Here is a 22,082-nt window from a genome sequence, read left to right on the forward strand (position 1 = left end):
TAAGTTTAAAGGGAAAGTCGAAGTCGCGTCAATTTCAATTTTCTATTGAACGGTGATCAGGTCCTTTAACTTTTCAAATGTTTTTTCTCCAAATCCGCTAATCTCCATTATGTCCTCAATTGTTTTGAATGACCCATTCTGATCCCTGTATTCAAGAATCAATTGACTTTTTGCAGGTCCAATTCCAGGAAGTGTCTCAAGCTCAGCCTGTGTGGCTTTGTTTAAATTGATTTTATCACTTTGTGGTCCTCCCCCCTGCGAAACGACGGGGTTTGCTTGTCCTTCGATTTCCAATTCTTCACCTTTTTCCGGAACATACAATACCATCTCATCCGTTACTCTCATCGCAAAATTAATAACCGCCGCATTTGCAGTTTCCGTTAAACCTCCCGCTTTTTCAATTACATCTACCACCCGCTCTCCAACCTCTGCTATATAAACCCCGGGACTCGCCACCGCTCCTTTTACATCCACCATTATTTCTTCTGTTTCTGGCTCTTTATGCAATTCCTCGATTGGCGTTTCTTCTTCCAGCGTCCACGTGTCTTCTTGTTCTGGCAATTGTGCTGAGCCTGCTGTTGAAAAATAATAATAAAGTATACAAACTACGAGAATAAAACCAAGCAGAACATAACCTTTATGCTCTTTCATCCACTGTATCATTTTATGAACTTCCTTTCTTTTGGTATAAATGATCATCACTTTTCATATCGTTATATGAGAATGTGCTTGTGAGGAGGGTAGTGTCGATGAAAATTGGAATGATAGGAACTGGAAATATGGGGAGAATTTTGACTGAAGCACTCATAGACAGTAAAGCAATATCCCCTTCTTCGATGTTCATCACAAATAGAACCATTTCAAAAGCACAGGAAATTCAAAAAGCGTTTCCTGAGGTATTCGTGCTTAGTAATGCAATCGAAGTGGCAAAACAAGCTGAACTTATTTTTGTTTGTGTAAAGCCAATTAACATGTTTGAAGTATTTCAACAAATTGTTCCATATTTAACGAAGGATCAATGTGTAGTGTCGATTACTAGTCCAATTAGCGTTGATCAGCTGGAATCCGTTCTTCCATGTTCTACGGCAAGAGCTATTCCCAGCATTACAAATAGAGCCTTTGCTGGTGTTTCCCTTTTGTCATTCGGGGAGAGATGTGACCCTCAATGGAAAAAGGCATTAACAAAAGTACTACAAGACATTTCAACACCACTCTCAATAGAAGAAGATATCACAAGAGTTGCTTCTGATATTGTCAGCTGCGGGCCAGCGTTTTTCAGCTATTTAACACGGAGATTTATCAATGCTGCCGTGACGGAAACAAAAATTGATGAAGAGACAGCAACAAAATTAGCGAGTGAAATGTTGATTGGGTTAGGAGAATTACTGAGAAAAGAAATTTATACTTTGCCAAGTTTACAGGAAAAGGTTTGTGTTAAAGGCGGAATCACTGGAGAAGGAATTAAAGTTTTAGAAAAAGAGCTTGGCGATGTGTTTGAACATTTATTTCAAGCAACACATTCAAAATTTGAAGAGGATTTGGAAGAAACAAAGAAGCAATTTACACTACAATAATTCTTCCTTAAAATAAGAATTCCTGCATAAAAAATAAATATTTTTTTAAAAGCCATTCAGCGTGCTGAATGGCTTTCTAACTTTTTCTTAAGGCAAAAAATACACGTTCTGTTTGCGCATGTATTCTTTCTTCAAAATCGCCGATCATTTCAACTAATTCAAAGCCGGCTTCTTTAAGCCATGTTTGATAAGTTTCTTCTGGGTACGTTCTTTGATAGTGATTCTCATCGATTCGATCGAATTTGCCCATTGAATCCTCTACAAAAAAAGTAAGTTCATGGTCAACCGAATATGGTGCATCACCTTCAAAACAATCCCAAATATAATAAATATGATCATCGTCGTATGTAAAGGTTTGGTTCTTGAAAATCTCATTCATCTTATAAACCGAATGAACATCAAATAAAAATAATCCGCCCTTTTTTAGATAACGGTATACACGGGAAAATGTTGCTTTTATTTCATCTTCAGTGCTTAAGTAGTTTAAAGAATCACAGAAGATCCCAATAATATCATATTCATCAATGAGTTCAAGCTTTGACATATCCTGCTGAAAAAAATGAACATGACATCCATTTTTTTCAGCCTTATTTTGAGCGACCGTCAGCATATCTTCTGACAAATCTACTCCTGTTACATCATAACCATTTTTTGCTAACAAAACAGATAGTTCACCCGTACCGCAGGCAAGGTCTAAAATTTTATGTCCGCTAAATTGATATTCGTTCTGAAGCCGCTGTAATAGCTTCACCCATTTTTCATAGGGCACATCCTTCATTAACTCATCATAAAGATAAGCGAACCTCTCATAGGTCATGACCCAAGCTCACTTTGAATATTCTCAATCGGGGCATCTCCCCAAAGTCTTTCAAGCTTATAATAGCTTCTCTCATCACGATGGAAGACGTGAGCAACAACATCACCAAGGTCCACTAGTATCCACTTTGCCTCGTCGAACCCTTCCATACGTTTCACATCAAAACCATTTTCTTCTGCTTTATCTTTAATTTCTCTGGCAATTGCTTGTACTTGTTTGTCTGAATTTCCATGGCAAATCAAAAAATAATCAGCAATTAACGAAATACCTTTCATATTTAGAACTAGAATATCTTCTGCTTTTTTATCATCTGCCGCAGCAGCTGTTGTTATTAAAAGACTGCGATCATCCATTTAATCAATCCTCCTACTAATAACTAGATCATTATACGCCTCAAAAGTTTCAGGAAAAACAGCTTGGTTTTTCTTCATTAAAAATATAATGGTGTTTTGAACCGCTTTTATTAAAGCAAGATTAAGGTCTTCTTGTGCTAACTTTCTCACTTCATCAACACCTGGGAAATGCCTGCCTGGCTCGATATAATCAGCTAGATAGATGACCTTCTCCAATAGCGACATCCCTTTTCTTCCCGAAGTGTGATAGCGAATCGCATCCAGGATATCCTCATCCTTAATACCGACTACTTTTTCCACAAGGAAAGCACCAACTGGAGCATGCCATAGCTCACTGTTATAGTCTAAAAGAACCGCTGGCATCTTTTCATCAATGATTAGCTTTTTCATCTCTTCTTTTGGCTTGAATTTCGCATAATCATGAAAAATAGCAGCCGTTTCTGCCTTCTTTTCATCTGCACCATACTTTTTTGCTAAGATTATCGCTGTCTCCATAACACCAATAGTGTGTTGGTATCGATGATCAGTCAATTGGGGCTTTACTATTTTTAGTGCTTCATTTCGATCCATACAAACGATTCTCCTTAAGATATTGAATGACCGTATCTGGAAGTAAGTACTTAACGGTCTTACCTTCCCTAACCCTCTCCCTGATCAGACTTGACGAGACAGCAAATTCCGGTACATCAACATAAATGATAGGGTAAGGTGTTTCGTGTTCATAGTTTGGCCGGTCTACCCCAACAAAAGTTAACAATTCCATAAGTTCTTCTATTTTATACCATTTTGGCAAATACTCAATCATATCTGCGCCAATTATAAAATAAAATGTCACATCTGGATAAAGCTCTAATAATAATTTAACTGTATCATAGGTGTATGACGGTCCCGGCCGTTCAAACTCAATCTTTTCAACTCGAAATCTCGGTTCATCCTTTATAGCTAACTCAAGCATTTCCAAACGATCTTCATTGCGAATTTGGTCTGATTTTTCTTTATGGGGAGGTTCTTGGTTTGGCATAAACCAAATCTCATCTAGATTAAGACCATGCAATACTTCATTTGCCATCAAAAGATGTCCGTAATGCGGAGGATCAAACGTCCCTCCAAGTATCCCAATGTTCTTCATATCTCTTTACCTTCCATTAATTAGTCATCCATTGACCCTTCTAAAAACAAACTTATGGCAACGCAAGCTGCTTGTTTTCAACTGATTCTTTATATAAAACAATAATATTTCCAATGATTTGAACAAGTTCAGCCTGACAGCCGCTCGTTAGTTTTTCCGCAACCGTATCTTTATCTTCATCACAATTTTGCAGAACAGTGACCTTTATTAATTCTCTTGCTTCTAATGCCTCGCTAATTTGTTTAATCATGTTCTCATTAACCCCACCCTTTCCAACTTGGAAAATTGGGTTTAAATGATGTGCTTTCGAACGTAGAAATCTTTTTTGTTTACCTGTTAACATTATGCTCCTCCTAGCTGTTTTTCAACTATCTTCTTCATTCTTTCTGTATCAGGGAAAATTCCCGTCCACTTTTCAAACGCTAATGCGCCTTGCAGAACAAACATATCCAAGCCATTTTGCGTACCGGCACCTTTTAGACGACTATTCTTTAAAAACAATGTTTCAAAAGGATTGTAGATAATATCACTAACAAATGCAGTTTCTCTTAAGTTATGTAAAGAAATCGGTTCACATTCAGTTTTTGGAACCATCCCAATTGATGTAGTCTGAATAATTAAATCGTAACTTGCTAAGTTATCCTCTGCTTCACTCAAAGTTAACGCCTTTGTTATAACATCATATGGACAGTCATGAGCGAGGCTGGCTGCTTTTTCGGCAGTCCGATTTGCCAGGTCAATATGTTTGACGCCTTCATGTGCCATCGTAAAGTAAATGGCTCTTGCTGCACCACCAGCACCGATAATTAACACCTTTTTATCCTGTAAATCAGCAAGATAATTCTGAAGTCCTCTTACATAGCCGCTGCCATCTGTATTGTAACCAATGAGATTTCCTTCTTTATTTACTACAGTATTCACGGCCCCAATTGCTTGTGCGAGAGGATCGATTTCATCCAGTAGTGGCATAACGGCTACTTTATGGGGGATTGTAATGTTAAATCCGCTAATATTTATTGCTTTTAAGCCTCGTACCGCATCTGCTAAAGCCTGTTCTTTTACCTGCAACGCTTGATAATGCGCATCAATTCCATAGAATTGAAATAAATCATTATGCATAAGTGGTGACATTGAATGTGCAATCGGGTCCCCGATTACGGCATATAATTTTTTCATCCCTCTCCCCCATTTGTGTTTATTTTTCTATAAACAGTGATTATATCAGAGACTTCCGGAGCATCGCATGAACTCCTTCCGGTACATATGCAGCTACAACAGCTCCAGGGTCATTAACCGTAATCCAGCCAAGACCAGAGAAGACAATATCTGTTTTTCCCTCTTTAATGGTAAATTCATGCCTTACTAACGGCGGGAACGTTTCTAATTGTTCTTGTCGAGGCGGTGCCAGCATTTCCCCGACATGCTTATTATAAAGCTCATCCGCACTAGAAAGTTTTGTTCTGTGAATATTTATGTCATTTGAAAAGTGACACACAAAGGATCTGCGCCCGCCTTTCAAATAATCAAAGCGGCTTAATCCCCCAAAAAATAGCGTCTGTTCTTCGTTCAACTGAAACACCTTTGGTTTAATTTCTTTTTTAGGTGTAATAATCTTCAAGTCTCTCTTGTCCACATAATGAGCCATTTGATGATGATTAATAATCCCCGGTGTATCTACCAATACTTTTCCGTCTGCTAATGGGATTTCTATGATATCAAGGGTTGTTCCTGGAAAATGAGAAGTCGTTATGACGTCTCCTTCGCCAGTTACTTCCTTTAAAATTCTATTAATAAACGTAGATTTCCCGACATTTGTGCAGCCAACAACATAGACATCTTTTCCATTACGAAGTTTGTCAATCGCTTCTGCTGCTTCTTTTACAAAATGCCCTTTCGAAGCACTTACAAGTAATACTTCTTCAGGCATCAATCCTAATTCTCTAGATTCTTGTTTCATCCAATGAATTAGTTTATTAGGTTTAACCGAGCGCGGTAAGAGATCTACCTTATTTCCTATTAATAGAATCGGGTTGTTTCCGACAAATCTATGCAGCCCTGGCAGCCAGCTGCCATTAAAATCAAAAATATCTACAATTTTAACAATTAAAGCATCTCTTTGCCCGATCTCATTTAATATTTTTAAAAAGTCGTCATCTGTTAAATTCACGTCTTGTACTTCATTATAGTGTTTTAAGCGAAAACAGCGTTTACAGATAATATCTTCTTTTTCTAGTGATGACTTTGGAGCATATCCAATTTCTTCAGGTTGTTCTGTTTGAATTTTCACTCCGCAGCCAACGCAGATGTATTGTTCAGTCAATTACTTATCCTCCCATACGAGCTTGCCCTTTTTTCTAAACCAATCAAGCATTCTTCTTTCAATTAATCGATTGAACCTCGTCCAAAAGCCATCTGTTGATGCTACCGGTACAACCAAAATCGTATGAAATCCACTGCGATTTCCTCCAAAGACATCCGTTAATAGCTGATCCCCAATGACCACCGTTTCTTCTTTCTTTAAACCCATATCTTTGATCGCCTTGCGAAAAGCTCTTCCCATTGGTTTTCTCGCTTGAAAAATAAAAGGAATTTTTAGTGGATCCGAAAAAGCTTGTACACGATCTTTATTATTATTCGAAACAATCGTAATTGCTATATTCGCTTTTTGCATTGCTTCGAACCAATTTATTAATTTGGGTGTAGCATTTGGACGATCCCATTCAACAAGTGTATTGTCTAAGTCGGTAATAATCCCTTTAATTCCATTCTCTTTTAATTTCTCTGGCGTTATTTCAAAAATACTTTTTACATGCTGATTAGGCAAGAACTGATTTAACAATGTATGACACCTCATCTATTTATCGCAGATTAACGGTCAGTATGATCCCAACCTGCTTTATCCTCTCATAACGTTCATCATAACCAATTTTACCGGGTCTTTCAAAAAAAACCTATTTTTTCTACATAGATTTATTTTATAAATTCCTTTGTATATTTTTTGTCAATTTATATCGAAAAATAAGAGAAAATAACAGAAATATAAAAACTTTTCGACATGACTTTCGGTTTTTCAACACCTGTGGATAACTTTATGCACATTATCCAATGCAATTTTACTTGATTTAGGTATTTTACAAACAGGTTAATCACAGGTTATCCACCGTTAATTGTGGATAACAAGAACGGTTGTTCTCGTAATTTATTTCTGATAGAGTAAAGATACAACCTAGTAACTTACACTATATGTATGTAACTTTCCATTTAGAACGTTTTTTTTAAAAGGAGGTGAATTCTGACATGCGAAAACTGTCAGATGACTTATTAATTGAATCTTATTTTAAAGCAAGAGAGTTAAATTTAAGCTCAGATTTCATCCTTCTAATTGAAACTGAAATTCACCGACGTTCCTTAACTCACAAAATAAAAGCAACCTCGTAACATAGTGAAAACAGCCCAATATGGGCTTTTCTTTTTGGGGAGAATCCTCTTGTGTTAAATCAGCCTTTCTCCCCTTTATATTTGAGGTACCCGATCACTTCCCCTACTTTTACATCAGCGGGAGCATGCAGGTCTGCTAGCTTTTCAAAGAAGCCCTCTTCAAAAAGCAAAATGACCGTTGATCCAAAGGAAAAATAAGCAATTTCTTCCCCTTTCTCGATAACTTCACTTTCATAAATTGTTTCAATACTATTAACAAACATCGCTCCTACCTTAACAATCGCACCATATCCAAACTCATGTTCAACTTCAGTGATTTTTCTAAAGTTTTTTGACAGAGTTTCCCGCCCATATTTAATTCCATATTTATTGACTGGATATGAAGTATTTCCCAATGTCCATTGATCAATTACGCGTCCTCCAAAAGGACTGTGTATACGGTGATAATGACTCGGACTTAAATAAAGAAGGACATAAGTCCCGTTTATATACTTCTTTGCCTTCTCCTGACTCCCGAGCATATCAATTAACGAATAGGGTTTATCTTTAATGATTACTGATAGTTCAGCCGTAATCTCTCCATCTTCCTCAAGAACTGCATCTACCGGACTTACAACCGATTCTGGTTCTTGATTAATAGGCCTGGAGCCCGCTTTCAATTTTCTAATAAAAAACTGGTGCAGATTAGGAAAGTCATTAATTGATAACTCCGCCTCCTGCAAATTAACTTTATAAATCCTAGCAAAAGAAGGGATAAGAATTCGACTAATACTTGAAGTACTAAATTTTTGCAGCAGTGCAGAAGTCCACCTCTTATTCGTTAACTCAATCAAAAATCTATATATATATTGAAACAATCCATTCCCTCCTTTAGTAATATTACTTTATGGACTGGCATAAAACATTAAGATTAAAATATTATTATATAATAAACCCAATTTTTTCACTTCCGGTTTCTAAAGGAGTGCGGACGAGTGTTTTTATTAGATGTTTTTGACCAAACAATTAAAAAGCTAAAGGCTCAAAGTGCTAATGCTTTGACTTTAACCAATCTTACTCTCGGAGGGTTTGCGATCATAGAAGGAATTAATGGCAATTTAAATTTGAGTCTGCTGCTTATTTTCATTGCTGCTTTTATTGATCGTCTAGATGGAATGGTCGCCAGAAAGTTCAACATAGAATCGGAATTGGGAAAGCAGTTGGATTCCATGAGTGATATTATATCATTTGGTGTGGCTCCAGCACTATTGCTTTATCAAGGAATTTTATTTGAATTTGGTGCACCTGGTGCTTTTTTTACCGTATTATATATCGCATGCGGTGCTGTTAGACTCAGTCGGTTTAATATATCAGAGACTATTGGTTACTTTACAGGCCTCCCGATTACGGCAGCTGGGTGTTTAGCCACATTAAGCTATCTAGTCATTCCTTATTACCCGCCTCAATTATTTATTTTTATCATCACCATCCTTTCTATTCTCATGATCAGCCCATTTAAGATTAAGAAGATTTAATATCAAAAAAACAGCCCCGCTGGTGAATCACACATAAGGAGCTGTTTTTTTGATTATTTATAATAACTGCCAAAATACCACCAAAATCCAAAGATTAAGAGAAGAACAAACAACACAATCCACAGCGCTGTCCAAACTCCGCTTCCTCCATAGTATCCGCCTGGGTAAGGCCCTGGGTACCCATAGTTATAAGGATAACCGTACGGCATCTCCTGCAAACCCCTTTCTCTTGATGTCCACTTTACTATTAAAATATGCGCTTCCCTCTTATTCGTATGGGCAGATGTTCGTGATCTTTATAAAAAGTCAAGATTAATAAGCGTAACAATACCGCTCCCGGTTAAAAAGAGCAATTTAGCGTCCAGCAGCAACAAGGGCCCTCTTAGAAATTAAGGCCCTTGAAATATTATTTATTGGATCCATTTTTTTTCTTTTCTTTTTCGGCTCGATAAAATTCATGAAACATTTTCATCAATGCCCTTTTCTCAATTCTTGATACATAGCTTCTTGAAATACCTAATTCTTTAGCAATTTCTCGCTGTGTTTTCTCCTTTTTTAAATCAAGACCAAATCGGCCAACAATGACTTCCCTTTCTCTTTCATCAAGTACATCAATATATTCTTTTACCTTCTCTAGCTCCATATTTAATTGAATGGTTTCAATTACATCTTCCGATTCAGATTTCAACACATCAATCAAGGAAATTTCATTGCCCTCTTTATCTTGACCGATCGGATCATGTAAAGAAACATCCTTCTTTGTTTTCTTCAGCGCACGTAAATGCATGAGAATTTCATTTTCTATACAGCGTGCGGCATAGGTAGCCAGTTTCGTACCTTTCCCCTCAGAATAACTTTCTATTGCTTTTATCAAACCAATGGTACCAATTGATATTAGATCTTCCGAATCCTCACCAGTGTTTTCAAATTTTTTGACAATATGTGCTACAAGCCTCAAATTATGCTCAATTAACATATTGCGGGCATGACTATCACCTTCAGCCATCAACCGCAAATATTTTTTTTCATCGGCTGAAGATAATGGTTGAGGAAAAGCATTGTTTTTTACATACGAGACAAGGAAAATAATCTCCTTAACCAAAACCCCGAGTGCTGTTAGAATTCCAGCCATTATTACACCCCCGCTGATCTGTCTTTCGCCTATAACTAATACCTATGAAACAATTAGTTTGTTTTTGTCTGTCCAAAAATATTATTTTCACGCAGAAAATATTACCATAGGGGTAAAATAGCTATTCGCCATGAAGAAAAACTCCCATCGGAAGGGTCTTACCGCCTAAAACCCGCGAGAAAAATAAAAGCATTGACCTTTTAGCAGAAGGCCAATGCTCTTTATCTTAATAAATTCTATACACTTACTTCAGCGGCAATGATACAGCCAATTACACCACAAACGACGAATCCCATTACTATTGAAAACATCATGCCCACTCCTTTTACCCTGTTAATTCTTGCTTATCTTGAATTTACCATAAATTCTTCCGGAACAAGGTGATGGATTGTGAACATTCCGTTAAACTTCAAATCATTAAAGTGAGTTTCATCTCTTTTGGTTGTTTTTCCTCTTTCGAAAAATAAGTGTGATTAGTAGAATTCTTAAATACATTGAAATCACCCCTAAACCGGTTAGGTGGAATCTTTCTCCACCCAGAAAATTTTATGTCCGCCTTGAACAATTAGAAACATTGTTACAACCTCCTTTTCCTTTTATGATTTTAATATAAGCGATGTACAGTATAAGCGCGTTCTTTTGTTTTTTCATACATTTCACTAACTAACTGTTCCCGCATCGCAGCTTCTGCAGACTTGTTTCTCCTCTTGATCGTCACAGTAAAAAACAGAATATTTAAAGTCAATTTAATCCACCACCTTTCTTTTTCTGAACACAAAAAACCGCAGGGAAAATCCCAGCGGCTTAGAAGACAAATTAAAACCGCAGGGCACAACTCTCCCCCTGCGGTTCAATATGCTCAATATGTATTCAACATTAAGCAGTCCATTCCGTAACGGTCGAATGTGTAAATTTCAAATATGAAATTATTGTTGCCATAATCACAGTTTCTTTTGTTAGAACAATCATTACATTCAACCTCCTTTAGGAATTTATTACTTATAATGGTAATTATATCCACAACGGATAAATTTGTAAATATTTTTTTCAAAAAAATAACCCCCTATGAAAATAGGAAGTTATTTCTTTGATAAATATTCAATTCCTTCTTCCGAATCTAAAAGTTCGTTATAAGCGAGTTTGGAACGGATGAAGAAGAAAATAGCTCCGCCCAAAAACAAACTAGAAGTTCCCATCAATAAATAAAGATCGTTCAATATTTTAACTTCCGTCGGGATAATCACACCCAGATAGAAAAAGGATCCAACTGCTAAAAGAGTAATGCCGTATCGTTTATTATCAACCATTTTATCATAAAGTTTCTTTACATGATTCATGTCCAATCACCTGCTTACTGTCTTTGTTTAATACTAGGACCAGTCTTGATCCCCAATAGGATTAGTGACCTCACAAACTAGATTAACATATTCACAGTGTGATCGGACCATGTAATTATTAGCAATAATGGGTATGAAAAAAAGAAGACATGGAAACATGCCTTCCTTCTGTTATTTATTGTTAATACCGTCAACTATTTTCATCACAAGCGTGCTAGAGTTCACAGCAGCCTTCTCAAGAAACTGTTCAAACGAGACATCAGATTCCTTTCCTGCGATGTCCGATAAGGAACGGATCACTACAAACGGGGTTCCAAACTGATGAGAGACTTGGGCGATTGCTGCTGCTTCCATTTCTACTGCCTGCAAGTCTGTAAACTTATCTTGTATGTATTCCACTTTTTTAGGATCATTCATGAACGAATCACCTGTTGCAATAAGACCTTTAACCACTTGAATGTCAGTAATTTCTTTAGCCGCATTCTCAGCAATTTCTACCAAATTAACATCCGCTTCAAAAGCAGGCGGAAGCTGCGGAACTTGTCCGTATTCGTAACCGAATGCTGTTACATCGACGTCATGATGACGAACTTCTGAAGAGATAACGACATCGCCAACATTTAAAGCTGGATTATAACCACCAGCAGAACCTGTATTGATCACATAGTTTGGCTTGAATTTTTCAAGAAGGATCGTAGTTGACATGGCTGCATTTACTTTTCCGATTCCTGAACGAAGCAAAATAACATCAGCGCCATTCATTTTACCGCTGGTAAACTCACAACCTGCAATAACCTCTGCCTTTCCGTCTTGAATTTTATCTCTTAATAAAGTTACTTCTTCTTCCATTGCTCCAATTATAGCTATTTTCATCTTAAAACCTCTTTCATCAAATAATTCATGATAATCAGCAACCTCTATTTTACCATCCTTAAAAAAAATAACAAAAAGATTGTCAAATAAATTGAGGAAAACTACAATGAAAGTTATTAGAAAGGGGGCTAATCTTATGAACTTTCAGTTAGAAATCATTGAAGATAAGGTTGAACTATTCGAGGCGAATGATTTAAAAACATTAGAAAAGAAAATCAATGAGCAAATAGAGATAAACCGCTCTATACTCCTAGCTGTTCACTCTGTTTCGCATCAAATTCATGTGGATGAAAATGGGAAAAGGTATTATACAGCAGTTGTTCACTTTAAAGCAAAGAAATAGAGAATGGTTTTTAAACCATTCTCTACTGGACAATCTCTGACAGTTCTTCTACCATAGTTGGTTTCCAACCCTGATTGTCTACCCATTCTATATACACTCGATAAATCACTTCTTTATTTTTTGGATATACGGTTCCTACCGATTTATTATGACCATTGTTCCCCAAAAAGTAAATCGTCATATTGTCTTTCTCTATACCCGTAGCATAGGAAATTGCACGAACCATCTCATCCCAGTCGACACCATCGTAAACATTCACATGTTCTCCTTCTTGAACGGTACCAACCGGCTTCCAGTCAGGATTGATGATTGTTCTGATTACCTCAGGCGAACTGCCGCCTTGTTTCACAACCTGCCCGCTTGTATCTTCTGGGTCAAGTTCCTCTTCCTGTCCATCAGCTTGATCTTCTTCCGTTTCATTTTCCGCGAGGTCTTCATCAGGTTTTTCATCCAGCACAGGGTCTTCTTCCACTTCCTCTTCCTGTCCATCTGATTTTTGCTCCTCTTGCTCCTTTTCTTCTTGATCAGCTGTTTCTTGCTTTTCTGCTTTATTTGGGACTTCTGTTGCAGCTTGTTCATCATTGCCGCCTAGAAAAATGGTTGCAGAAACGACAACGATCAGCAATAATACAACTCCTATTAAACTATTTAAAATTAAGTTCGTCTTTCGTTTTTTTGATCTCTGATTGTAACGAGATTTTTCATAATCACTACTCATTGCACTATTATCCCCCTACGTATATAAAATAGGTTATGCCCGTCTTTATTTTACCATAGCTCAAGATTTAAGACGCTAGACTAGAGTTACTCAGCTAAGATGGCTGCATGAAGTATTTTTAATTGAATGCCAACATTCTATCACGACTTGAAGAAAACTTGAAGGAACTTATCTCCCCAAATTTAAAGAAGCTCCTATTTTCTTATAGGAGCTTTGGCTTATACAATTCGTTTTGTATGGCAATAGATAATTTTATCACATACTATCTTTATTTGTTATCAACCCCATGTATCGCTTTTACCATATCCGCAAATAAAGGTGTGACGGAACCTCCTCCATCTGTTACCCCTAGATTCACGGTAACCAGCGCATAACGGGGCTTTTCATAAGGAAAATATCCTGCAAACCATTTATTCAGGAGCTGGTTATCCTCCCTATATACACCTGTCTCAGCCGTTCCTGATTTACCTGCCACGTCATATGGTAACCCTTGAAGGCCTCTGCCGGTTCCTTCCTCATTCACCACAACCTCCCGAAGCAGCTTTTGCAGTTTCATAGCAGTGTAAGGGGATATCGAATCTTCTTCGAGCTTTTCCTGGGGAAAAGAGAGCATTGATGTCCCATTTTTATATTCTACACCATAAGCAACCCTTACCATTTCACTGACTCCACCCTTTGCAATCGTGGACATCATATTGGCCACTGCTATCGGCGTTACCCGTACCTCGTGTTGACCTATTGCAGACATAGCTACAAAATTAGCATCATTTCTCGCATCATTATCTAAGAACACCCTGCCAGTTTCTTCATCTTGAAGCTGCTTGAAATGGTCAAAATGATAAAAATCCCCTTCCCAAGTAACAGGGCCTAACAGCGAAAGCTTTCTAGCATACGTATCTAATAAATCTTGATCCAGATCTTTTAATTCATTTGCCAAAATACCAAACGTATTATTACAACTTTTCGCAAAACTTTCAGTGAACGATAGCATTCCATGCTGATAATTAGTGTCAGGTGTCCCTTTTATTGTAACATCACAGTTAAACCTTCTCCCTGGACCGTCGAGCTCATGATCAATAGCAGCGGCAGCCACTACTGTCTTAAAAATAGACCCTGGTATCTGCTGCTTGACCATCATATTGTCAATTCCATTTGATTTTGAGTCATAGGGTGAATTCTTATTGATATTCGGCCTAGACACAAGCGCTAAAACGGAGTTTGTCTCAATATCTAAAAGAACAAGACCTCCTCTTTTAATACCATGCTGATCAACGAGTTCTTCAGCTAGCAGCTGCATTTCCTTATCAATCGTCGTCTTAATATTTACCGGATAAAAAGGATTAGCCGGTTCAACGTATTTGACATCAATTCCAAATAAAGGCCCTCCGATCCCATCAACATGATAAACCAGCTTAGACTTTCCATCCGGAAGAAGAAATTCATCAAAGCTCTTTTCAAGCCCAGTCAAACCAATTACCGTTTGTGGAGATAGACCCTTATCCGGATATCTTCTCGCAAAAACCTTCTCATTTTCTCCGGTAATGCCAATGAGCTGCTCAGCTGGTGAATTAGCCATTGTATATTTGCGTTCAACTGCAAACACTCCGGGTATCTCCAGTTTGTTTATTTGCTCCATTTGCGATGGTGTTAATTGAAGTGGCCGGGGCTCCCCGAAAGCAAACGGATCTTTTGCTTTATCGACAGCAGCCAGAAGCTCTGGTTGAGATATCCCAATAATACTAGCAACCCTTTTGCTTTCCCAGTCCATATTTTTCAAGAAAGGGAATAAAATTAACACAGGAATTTTTTGATGTACTAGAGGTTCCCCATTTCGATCAAGGAAAGACCCTCTGCCGTTATCAATTACCATTTCCTGTGATCTTTGTCTTACACTCGACTCAAGGAGGTTAACTTCATTTTTTGAGAAGCTCTCTGTCGAAACTAATTGTAATTGAATTAACCTTCCCATAAGAACCGCCAGCAAACAAAGGATAAAGGCTAAAAAAATGGACATTCTCTTTCTCCACATAAAAAACACCTCGTCAAAAGTGTTGACGAGGTGTAAAGATTTCAAACCATATTTGACCCTTTTTCGGTTAACAAACTGTATAAAGTCGGTTTTTCTATTTAATATTTGTAATTTTTACAAGCATTTCTCCGCCTGGAGTCTGAACAGAAACTTCATCATCGACTTTTTTTCCTAACAGACTTTTAGCAATTGGTGAATCATTAGAGATTTTCCCTTCAAATGGATCTGCTTCAGCGCTTCCTACAATTGTGTAAGATTCCTCTTCACCATCTGGCAGTTCAACGAAAGTTACTGTACGCCCCAGCGTTACCACATCTCCGCTTAACTCGTCCTCTTCAATGATTTTCGCATTGCGGATCATATTCTCAAGTGTAGTAATGCGTCCTTCCACAAAAGCTTGTTCTTCTTTTGCAGAATCGTACTCTGAGTTCTCCGATAAATCACCAAAGCTGCGTGCAATTTTAATGCGTTCTACAACTTCTTTTCGTTTAACCGTTTTCAATTGTTCTAATTCCTGCTCAAGCTTTTCTTTACCCGCCAATGTCATCGGGAAAACTTTCTCTTGTGCCAAAATCCTTCACTCCTTCTAGTTTCACAACCCCCAACTTAGATTGTGTTTGTTTTTATATGTACTAATTGTGCATATACTCTATTCGTATATGCACAGGACGCGCCCTATTAAGGGCGCGCATTTTATCATTGTCAAAAAGACCTTTTGATGAAATAAAAGGCTGAACATTCCCGAAAAAGATATCACACCTTTTATTATTTAATGCCTATTGTGTCATAAAAATGATTTTTGTTCAAGAATTGTTTGGATTTTCGTGACCATTAAATCAATGGCAACATGATTATGACCGCCCTCAGGAATAATAATATCAGCATACCTTTTTGTCGGTTCAATGAACTGGTTGTGCATGGGCCGAACAACATTTACATACTGATCAATTACAGAATCCATTGATCTCCCCCGCTCTTTTATATCACGGAAAAGCCGGCGGATAATCCGAATATCTGCATCCGTATCAACATAGAGCTTCATATCCATTAAGTTTCTGAGCCTCTCATCTTCTAAAACAAGAATCCCCTCTAGGATAATAACATCCTTAGGCTCAACCATAATGATTTCTTTTGACCTGGTATGAAGAGCATAATCATACACAGGCTTTTCCACTGCTTGATATTCGAGCAGGCGCTGTAAATGCTGAATTAACAAGTCATTATCAAAAGCAAAAGGATGGTCATAATTCGTTTTTAATCGTTCTTCAAAAGGTAGATGTGCTTGGTCTTTATAGTATGAGTCCTGTTCAATCATCAGGATTGAATGTCCTTTGAAACGATCATAAATGGACCTGGTTACACTCGTTTTTCCAGAACCTGATCCCCCTGCTATCCCAATCACAACCGGTTTTGGTGCCATATTAGATCTCCTTTCGCATCATGTTGTTCGGGTAAACGCGCTGATTTACTTTAAACCGAACAATTTGCAATGGATGACGCGCTGCATCTAATTCATTGCCTTCCTCATCCCAGATCTTATCGATAACTTGTGTAAAATTGCTAATTTCAGGTCCGAAAAATTCAACCTCTTGTCCTGGTTTAAAATGATTACGCTGCTGCAATGTGATCATTTGAGTTTCTTCGTTATAATCCAACACTAATCCAGCAAAGTCGAACTTTGTCTTTTTGCTATGATTACCAAACATTTGCTCTTTATACCCTGGTACACCTTCAAAAAATGCTGTAGCCGTTTCTCTATTTGCACATTTATCAAGCTCTTCCAGCCACTCTTTTTTAATTTGGAAGTTTTCCGGGTCGGCACAATACGTATCAATCACTTTTCGATACACACTTACGACTGTAGCGATATAGTGGATTGACTTCATGCGACCCTCAACTTTTAAGCTGTCAATGCCAATTTCAATCATGCGCGGAATTGATTCAATCAGTTTTAAGTCCTTAGGACTCATTGCAAACGGATCGTCATTATCAGAAAATAGGGATACTTCCTCATTACCTTCTAATTGATATAAATCATAATCCCAGCGGCAAGATTGACAGCATCCGCCGCGGTTCGAGTCACGGGCTGTCATATGGTTACTTAATGTACAACGTCCAGAATAGGCGATACACATTGCTCCATGAACAAATGTTTCAATCTCGATATCAACCTTTTCTTTCATTTCTTTAATTTCATCTGCACTTGTTTCACGAGCAAGAACAACACGCTCTAACCCTTCTTCTTTCCAGAACTGTACAGCTTTCCAATTGGAAAGTGATTGCTGTGTGCTTAAATGAACTTCAATTTCAGGTGCAAGTCTGCGGCATGTTTCAATAATCAGTGGATCAGCAACAATAATGCCATGAATGCCCGCTTCCTTTAAACCTAATATATACTCCTCTAAGCCATCAATATTTTCATTATGAGCAAAGATATTTGTTGTTACATAGATTTTTGCACCATATTTCTTTGCAAATTCTACGCCTTCTTTCATCTCTTCAAACGTGAAGTTATCTGCGTTAGAACGCAAGCCGTACTCTTGTCCACCAATAAATACAGCATTTGCGCCATAATGAACAGCTATTTTAAGCTTCTCAAGATTCCCCGCTGGAGCAAGCAGCTCAGGTTTCTTTACAATAACACGTTTTCCGTCAACAATTTTAGAAATTTTATCATTCACTGTTGCAGTCATTTGGTGAACCTCCTTGTTTCATTTATTTTTAGTAGACCGTTTCTTTGAAGAAGAAGCCCGTATCTAATGGACGGCTTGGCGGTTGAATTTTCTCAATCTCTGCCAGCATTTCATCCTTCTCATCTTCGTATTTGTCCGGATCTTCAACACAAAGGTCGATTGCTTTTCGATATAATCTCGTGACAGCTTCAATATATTCTGGAGATTTTAATACGCCGTCGATTTTAAAAGAGTCAACTTCTGCTTCAATCAACTCTTGCAGTTCGTCAATGATACAGATATCATTTGGACTCATGATATGAGTACCATTTTGGTCTTCAAATATCGGATATTTATTTTCCCGCTCTTTATCATGCAAGAACATATTTTTATTTTCTTTACGATTTTCAACTTGGAGCGCTTTGCCTTGGTATTCAAAATAGTTTCCTAACAAAGACCGCTTTGATTGGAACATGGCTGTCATGCCATGAACTTGCACTTCGATTTCTACTTCTGCATTTTCCTTAGTTTCAATAACAGCATCCATATTAATTTCACGAGCAAGCACGGCACGTTTCGCGCCCTTGCGTCCCCAGTAGTTGCAGTGGTACCAGTTTGTCGCTGTTGTTTCTGTATTCCAATGGAGCTTTAAATCGGGCGCTGCTTCACGCGCAACCATCAATACAGCTGGATCACCAAAGATAACAGCATCCGCTTTTGCTTCATGAACGAATTTAAGATAGTCGTATAGCTCATCCACTTTTTCGTTATGAAAAATGGCATTAACAGCCACATAGACCTTTTTCTCTCGAGAATGGGCCAGTTGTATTGCTTTCTTTACATCTTCTCGTGAAAATTCACCAGCTAATCTTAATCCATAGCGCTGTTCACCGACCACAAATGCGTCTGCACCTGCTTCAATCAATGGAATGATATCTTCAACGCTGACAGGCGTTACTAAAAGTTCTGGTTTATTCATTGCTATTCACCTCTTTTTACTAATTGCCACGCCATCACCAACGGGCAGTATAACCGTATCAAAATCATGATGATTCATAATAAATTTATTAAAATCATTTAATTTCTTCATTAAGCTTCGCATCCGTCTAGTTTCAAAATTCGTCTCACAAACAAGTCCTTTAAATAGGACATTATCGGTAATGATGATGCCATTATCTGAAAGATATCCAGAATATAGCTCAAAAAATTGCTTGTACTTACCTTTTGTAGCATCTATAAAGATACAATCAAAAGGAGCAAATGCTTTAACTTCTTCTTCAACCTCTAAAGCATCGCCCTTAATTAGATGAATTTGATCTTGTTTACCTGCCATTTCAATATATTTCTCGGCTAGAGCAGAACGTTCTTCATCTCTTTCAATCGTAACGACAGTCGTCTGAGGAATGGCAAAAACCATTCGTAAAGCGGAATAGCCAATTGCTGTACCTACTTCAAGAATTGTTTTTGGTTGTTGAATTCGTAATAACTGAAGCATTGCTTCGATCCCCGATAATTCCATTATCGGGACAGAATTCTCTTTGGCATACCTTTCCATGCTCATAAGGAGTTCATTCCGCTCCGGAATCAACTCGTCAATATAGCCTAGTACCCTATCATTCAACAAACTCACCTCAGGTTCAAAAAAATATATTATTGTGATTTGTATAAAATCTTTTAGACATGAAAAAATAGCGTTCACAGACAAAGTTGATTAGATAGAAGCATGGGCTGCTAAAAATCAATACTTTACTGTGGGACACGCTATTAACAGGCGTATGAAACACTTGAACTATTTTATCATAAATCATAAGGGAATGCGAATTTTTTTCACATTCCCTATTAAGAAAAACCTTCCATTACTGTATATGCTGTGCTTTCTTCTGATTATGCTCTGCAAGCGACTTAGAGAAAAGTACTTCTCCTGATGCCGTTGCAAGGAAATAAAGGAAATCTGTTTGAGCTGGCTTAAGTGCTGCTTCAATGGACGAAACTCCAGCGTTTGCAATAGGACCTGGTGTTAATCCAGTATTTTTATACGTATTGTATGGATCATCCACTTCTAAATCTTTATAGAGGACTCTTTCCTTGTGCTCACCTTGTGCATACAGAACTGTGGGATCTGTTTGAAGCGGCATGCCTAAGCCTAAGCGGTTATAAAACACACTGGATATTTGATCCCGCTCAACTTGCTGTGTTGCCTCTTCTTCAATTAAAGATGCCATTGTTAAAAGCTCATGCGGAGTGAATTCCCGCTCCGCCATTTGACTAGAATACTGATTTACGACATCACTTGTCTTATCCAGCATCACTTTAACAATTTCTTCTATTGAAGGTTTCTCCTTGTAAAAAGGATAGGTAGCAGGGAAAAGATATCCCTCCAAAGGGAACTTTATATCTTCATTCAGGATCTCCTCTGTTAAAAGATCTGGATACTCCTGTATCATACTGTTAATAAACTCGCTGTCATTTAGATGATTAAGAATTTCTTCTTCACTATGATGCGTTTTTTCCCCAATAATTTTGGCAATTTCTTTTAATTGTTTACCTTCAGGAATTGTTATTTTAAAGACAACCTCTTCCATAATTTTTCCAGTTTTCAAATTATCAATAATCTCCTGGAAAGTCATCGCAGATGTCATCGTATATTCGCCCGCCATAAACTCCGTTTCATTTTTAAATTTCACATAATATTTAAAAACTTTTGCATCTTTTATAATCCCATTGTCCTCTAAAATCTGTGCAATTCCTGTTACCGTCGATCCTATCGGTATCTCTATTTGTTTTTCTGTTTTATTTCCAGGGTCGACAGGCTTTAATGCTGCATTGATATAGAAATACCCAGTTGTAACAGTCGCTGCAATCAGAATGAATAGAACGATGGATACGATAAAGACAATTTTCCTTACAACCTTTGCTTCTCCTTGACGCTCTATTAGTTTCTTGCGCATGTACTCCTTTTTAGAATGTTTATCTTCTAAAGACATCCAATTCCCCCTCTTATCAACAAGAGCATATTTCATTCAGCCTCGAATTATTATACTATATTTTTCATTTTCCGTCGCAAAATAATCCAAAAAACCGTTCATTTAGATCATTTTCTACATTATTTTCGCAAAAAAAAGAGGCTGACTAACGTCAGCCCTGATCTTTCTACCTATTCTTCATCTTGCTCTTCTAAAAATGTATTTAACATTTCTTCAATTAAATCCCATTCTTCATCTGATTCAATTGGCTGAAGGTCGCCGTCTTGATTATCTTCAGATGGTACAAAAGAGGAAGCATGAATTTCAATTTCCTCTTCGTCATTATCATCTGCTCCTACAGGATAATAAAGAACATATGACTTCCCAAACTCTTCTGAATCAAATGTAAAAAGGATTTCACAAAGCTGTTCATTTCCTTGCTCGTCTACTACTGTAATATGGTTATCACCGTGATCCATTTCTTTCACCTCATTATTTTTGACTGTCTAAGTATCCTTGTAAAATCATGACCGCCGCCATCTTATCAATAACTTTTTTTCTTTTTTTACGGCTCACATCCGCTTGAAGAAGGACTCGTTCTGCAGCCATAGTCGTTAGACGTTCATCCCAATAGATGACAGGTACTTCATATAACTTTTCTAACTCTTGTCCATAGACTTGACTAGCTTCTCCTCTTGGACCGATGGATCCGTTCATGTTTTTCGGCAGCCCGACTACAACTTTACTGACATCATATTCTTTAATAATTTTTCCAATTTGTTCAAAACCAAACACATTTTGTTCTTCATTAATGCGAATTGTTTCCAACCCTTGTGCCGTCCAGCCCATCTCATCGCTGACTGCTACGCCCACTGTCTTTGAACCGACATCAAGTCCCATAATCCGCATATATCAAGATCCCTCTCGCTGTTGTTGTTTTAAATACGATTTCACTAATTCTTCTATAATTTCGTCACGTTCTAATTTACGGATGATATTCCGTGCATCACGATGACGAGGAATATAGGCGGGATCTCCAGATAGTAGGTAACCGACAATTTGATTAATAGGATTATATCCCTTTTCTTTAAGAGCCTCATACACTTCAAAGAGAACTTCTTTTACATCATGTTCAAATGGCTCCTCGGGGAAATTAAATCTCATTGTTTTATCAAATGAGCTCAACGTTT

30 protein-coding genes are annotated in these 22,082 nt (G+C 37.6%); 4 read left to right on the forward strand and 26 right to left on the reverse strand.

The window, feature by feature from the left end; genetic code table 11:
- Positions 1-42: 42 nt before the first annotated feature.
- Positions 43-663, reverse strand: coding sequence for a helix-hairpin-helix domain-containing protein (locus CZ487_RS20000; protein WP_077214041.1), 621 nt, complete (start codon positions 661-663; stop codon positions 43-45).
- Between the two features lie 86 nt (positions 664-749).
- Between CZ487_RS20000 and comER the strand changes: the two genes are divergently transcribed.
- The gene (gene comER, locus CZ487_RS20005) at positions 750-1,574 is read left to right on the forward strand and encodes a late competence protein ComER (RefSeq protein ID WP_077214042.1); all 825 of its coding nucleotides are present in this window, start codon (positions 750-752) and stop codon (positions 1,572-1,574) included.
- Positions 1,575-1,650: 76 nt separating this feature from the next.
- Here the strand turns inward: comER and CZ487_RS20010 are convergent, their stop codons facing one another.
- The 8 genes from CZ487_RS20010 to CZ487_RS20045 are packed head-to-tail and all read right to left on the reverse strand — an operon-like array spanning position 1,651 to position 6,712.
- Complete coding sequence (locus CZ487_RS20010) at positions 1,651-2,391, reverse strand: class I SAM-dependent DNA methyltransferase (RefSeq protein WP_077214043.1); 741 nt, start codon at positions 2,389-2,391, stop codon at positions 1,651-1,653.
- Positions 2,388-2,744: a ribosome silencing factor gene (gene rsfS / locus CZ487_RS20015; RefSeq protein WP_077214044.1), complete on the reverse strand. Its 357-nt coding sequence runs from the start codon at positions 2,742-2,744 to the stop codon at positions 2,388-2,390. The genes CZ487_RS20010 and rsfS overlap by 4 nt, the downstream gene beginning before the upstream one ends.
- Positions 2,745-3,314 (reverse strand): bis(5'-nucleosyl)-tetraphosphatase (symmetrical) YqeK, encoded by a 570-nt coding sequence (yqeK, locus tag CZ487_RS20020; RefSeq protein ID WP_077214045.1) that lies wholly within the window; start codon positions 3,312-3,314, stop codon positions 2,745-2,747.
- A complete protein-coding gene (locus tag CZ487_RS20025; RefSeq protein ID WP_077214046.1) occupies positions 3,301-3,873 on the reverse strand; it encodes a nicotinate-nucleotide adenylyltransferase in 573 nt (190 codons plus the stop codon). The genes yqeK and CZ487_RS20025 overlap by 14 nt, the downstream gene beginning before the upstream one ends.
- Before the next feature lie 52 nt (positions 3,874-3,925).
- Positions 3,926-4,216 (reverse strand): ribosome assembly RNA-binding protein YhbY, encoded by a 291-nt coding sequence (yhbY, locus tag CZ487_RS20030; protein ID WP_077214047.1) that lies wholly within the window; start codon positions 4,214-4,216, stop codon positions 3,926-3,928.
- Complete coding sequence (gene aroE / locus CZ487_RS20035; protein WP_077214048.1) at positions 4,216-5,049, reverse strand: shikimate dehydrogenase; 834 nt, start codon at positions 5,047-5,049, stop codon at positions 4,216-4,218. The genes yhbY and aroE overlap by 1 nt, the downstream gene beginning before the upstream one ends.
- 40 nt (positions 5,050-5,089) lie before the next feature.
- On the reverse strand, positions 5,090-6,193 hold the full coding sequence (yqeH, locus tag CZ487_RS20040) for a ribosome biogenesis GTPase YqeH (RefSeq protein ID WP_077214049.1): 1,104 nt from the start codon (positions 6,191-6,193) through the stop codon (positions 5,090-5,092).
- Complete coding sequence (locus CZ487_RS20045) at positions 6,194-6,712, reverse strand: YqeG family HAD IIIA-type phosphatase (RefSeq protein WP_077214050.1); 519 nt, start codon at positions 6,710-6,712, stop codon at positions 6,194-6,196.
- Between the two features lie 458 nt (positions 6,713-7,170).
- Between CZ487_RS20045 and sda the strand changes: the two genes are divergently transcribed.
- A complete protein-coding gene (sda, locus tag CZ487_RS20050; protein WP_077214051.1) occupies positions 7,171-7,311 on the forward strand; it encodes a sporulation histidine kinase inhibitor Sda in 141 nt (46 codons plus the stop codon).
- 59 nt (positions 7,312-7,370) lie between these two features.
- Here the strand turns inward: sda and CZ487_RS20055 are convergent, their stop codons facing one another.
- Positions 7,371-8,168 carry a phosphatidylserine decarboxylase gene (locus tag CZ487_RS20055; RefSeq protein ID WP_077214052.1) on the reverse strand — a complete coding sequence of 266 codons (798 nt, stop codon included), beginning with the start codon at positions 8,166-8,168 and terminating at the stop codon, positions 7,371-7,373.
- A gap of 117 nt (positions 8,169-8,285) precedes the next feature.
- Here CZ487_RS20055 and pssA point away from each other — a divergent pair, with 117 nt between their 5' ends.
- Complete coding sequence (gene pssA, locus CZ487_RS20060; RefSeq protein ID WP_077214053.1) at positions 8,286-8,825, forward strand: CDP-diacylglycerol--serine O-phosphatidyltransferase; 540 nt, start codon at positions 8,286-8,288, stop codon at positions 8,823-8,825.
- A gap of 53 nt (positions 8,826-8,878) precedes the next feature.
- On the opposite strand, the gene CZ487_RS27290 is transcribed toward pssA, so the two are convergent.
- From CZ487_RS27290 to mtnN, 5 genes are all read right to left on the reverse strand, one after another.
- Positions 8,879-9,034: a hypothetical protein gene (locus CZ487_RS27290; RefSeq protein ID WP_202617861.1), complete on the reverse strand. Its 156-nt coding sequence runs from the start codon at positions 9,032-9,034 to the stop codon at positions 8,879-8,881.
- Positions 9,035-9,231: 197 nt separating this feature from the next.
- Positions 9,232-9,957, reverse strand: a complete 726-nt coding sequence (sigK, locus tag CZ487_RS20065) for an RNA polymerase sporulation sigma factor SigK (protein ID WP_077214054.1) — start codon at positions 9,955-9,957, stop codon at positions 9,232-9,234.
- Between the two features lie 604 nt (positions 9,958-10,561).
- Positions 10,562-10,702 carry a YrzI family small protein gene (locus tag CZ487_RS20070; protein WP_077214055.1) on the reverse strand — a complete coding sequence of 47 codons (141 nt, stop codon included), beginning with the start codon at positions 10,700-10,702 and terminating at the stop codon, positions 10,562-10,564.
- 334 nt (positions 10,703-11,036) lie between these two features.
- On the reverse strand, positions 11,037-11,294 hold the full coding sequence (locus CZ487_RS20075; RefSeq protein WP_077214056.1) for a YrhC family protein: 258 nt from the start codon (positions 11,292-11,294) through the stop codon (positions 11,037-11,039).
- 171 nt (positions 11,295-11,465) lie between these two features.
- The gene (gene mtnN, locus CZ487_RS20080) at positions 11,466-12,167 is read right to left on the reverse strand and encodes a 5'-methylthioadenosine/S-adenosylhomocysteine nucleosidase (RefSeq protein WP_077214057.1); all 702 of its coding nucleotides are present in this window, start codon (positions 12,165-12,167) and stop codon (positions 11,466-11,468) included.
- 136 nt (positions 12,168-12,303) lie between these two features.
- Here mtnN and CZ487_RS20085 point away from each other — a divergent pair, with 136 nt between their 5' ends.
- Complete coding sequence (locus CZ487_RS20085) at positions 12,304-12,510, forward strand: YrzA family protein (protein ID WP_077214058.1); 207 nt, start codon at positions 12,304-12,306, stop codon at positions 12,508-12,510.
- Positions 12,511-12,532: 22 nt separating this feature from the next.
- Here the strand turns inward: CZ487_RS20085 and CZ487_RS20090 are convergent, their stop codons facing one another.
- The 11 genes from CZ487_RS20090 to CZ487_RS20140 all read right to left on the reverse strand — a co-directional run bounded on the left by CZ487_RS20090 (position 12,533) and on the right by CZ487_RS20140 (position 22,077).
- Positions 12,533-13,228 carry a YrrS family protein gene (locus CZ487_RS20090; RefSeq protein ID WP_077214059.1) on the reverse strand — a complete coding sequence of 232 codons (696 nt, stop codon included), beginning with the start codon at positions 13,226-13,228 and terminating at the stop codon, positions 12,533-12,535.
- A 268-nt stretch (positions 13,229-13,496) separates the two neighbouring features.
- Positions 13,497-15,257 (reverse strand): peptidoglycan D,D-transpeptidase FtsI family protein, encoded by a 1,761-nt coding sequence (locus tag CZ487_RS20095; protein WP_077214060.1) that lies wholly within the window; start codon positions 15,255-15,257, stop codon positions 13,497-13,499.
- Between the two features lie 94 nt (positions 15,258-15,351).
- Positions 15,352-15,828, reverse strand: coding sequence for a transcription elongation factor GreA (gene greA, locus CZ487_RS20100; protein ID WP_077214061.1), 477 nt, complete (start codon positions 15,826-15,828; stop codon positions 15,352-15,354).
- A gap of 213 nt (positions 15,829-16,041) precedes the next feature.
- On the reverse strand, positions 16,042-16,677 hold the full coding sequence (udk, locus tag CZ487_RS20105) for a uridine kinase (RefSeq protein WP_077214062.1): 636 nt from the start codon (positions 16,675-16,677) through the stop codon (positions 16,042-16,044).
- A gap of 1 nt (position 16,678) precedes the next feature.
- Complete coding sequence (locus CZ487_RS20110; protein ID WP_077214063.1) at positions 16,679-17,950, reverse strand: peptidase U32 family protein; 1,272 nt, start codon at positions 17,948-17,950, stop codon at positions 16,679-16,681.
- 28 nt (positions 17,951-17,978) lie between these two features.
- Positions 17,979-18,908, reverse strand: coding sequence for a peptidase U32 family protein (locus CZ487_RS20115; RefSeq protein WP_077214064.1), 930 nt, complete (start codon positions 18,906-18,908; stop codon positions 17,979-17,981).
- A gap of 6 nt (positions 18,909-18,914) precedes the next feature.
- Entirely contained in the window at positions 18,915-19,553 is a 639-nt protein-coding gene (locus CZ487_RS20120; RefSeq protein ID WP_077214065.1) for an O-methyltransferase, read from the reverse strand.
- Positions 19,554-19,785: 232 nt separating this feature from the next.
- Positions 19,786-20,913 carry an endolytic transglycosylase MltG gene (mltG, locus tag CZ487_RS20125; protein WP_077214066.1) on the reverse strand — a complete coding sequence of 376 codons (1,128 nt, stop codon included), beginning with the start codon at positions 20,911-20,913 and terminating at the stop codon, positions 19,786-19,788.
- Between the two features lie 170 nt (positions 20,914-21,083).
- Complete coding sequence (locus tag CZ487_RS20130; RefSeq protein ID WP_272914213.1) at positions 21,084-21,380, reverse strand: DUF1292 domain-containing protein; 297 nt, start codon at positions 21,378-21,380, stop codon at positions 21,084-21,086.
- Between the two features lie 4 nt (positions 21,381-21,384).
- Positions 21,385-21,801 (reverse strand): Holliday junction resolvase RuvX, encoded by a 417-nt coding sequence (ruvX, locus tag CZ487_RS20135; protein ID WP_077214068.1) that lies wholly within the window; start codon positions 21,799-21,801, stop codon positions 21,385-21,387.
- A 3-nt stretch (positions 21,802-21,804) separates the two neighbouring features.
- Positions 21,805-22,077, reverse strand: a complete 273-nt coding sequence (locus CZ487_RS20140) for an IreB family regulatory phosphoprotein (RefSeq protein WP_077214069.1) — start codon at positions 22,075-22,077, stop codon at positions 21,805-21,807.
- Positions 22,078-22,082 lie beyond the last annotated feature (5 nt).

Source organism: Robertmurraya dakarensis, from assembly GCF_900156875.1.
GTDB classification, from domain to species: Bacteria; Bacillota; Bacilli; order Bacillales; family Cytobacillaceae; genus Robertmurraya; species Robertmurraya dakarensis.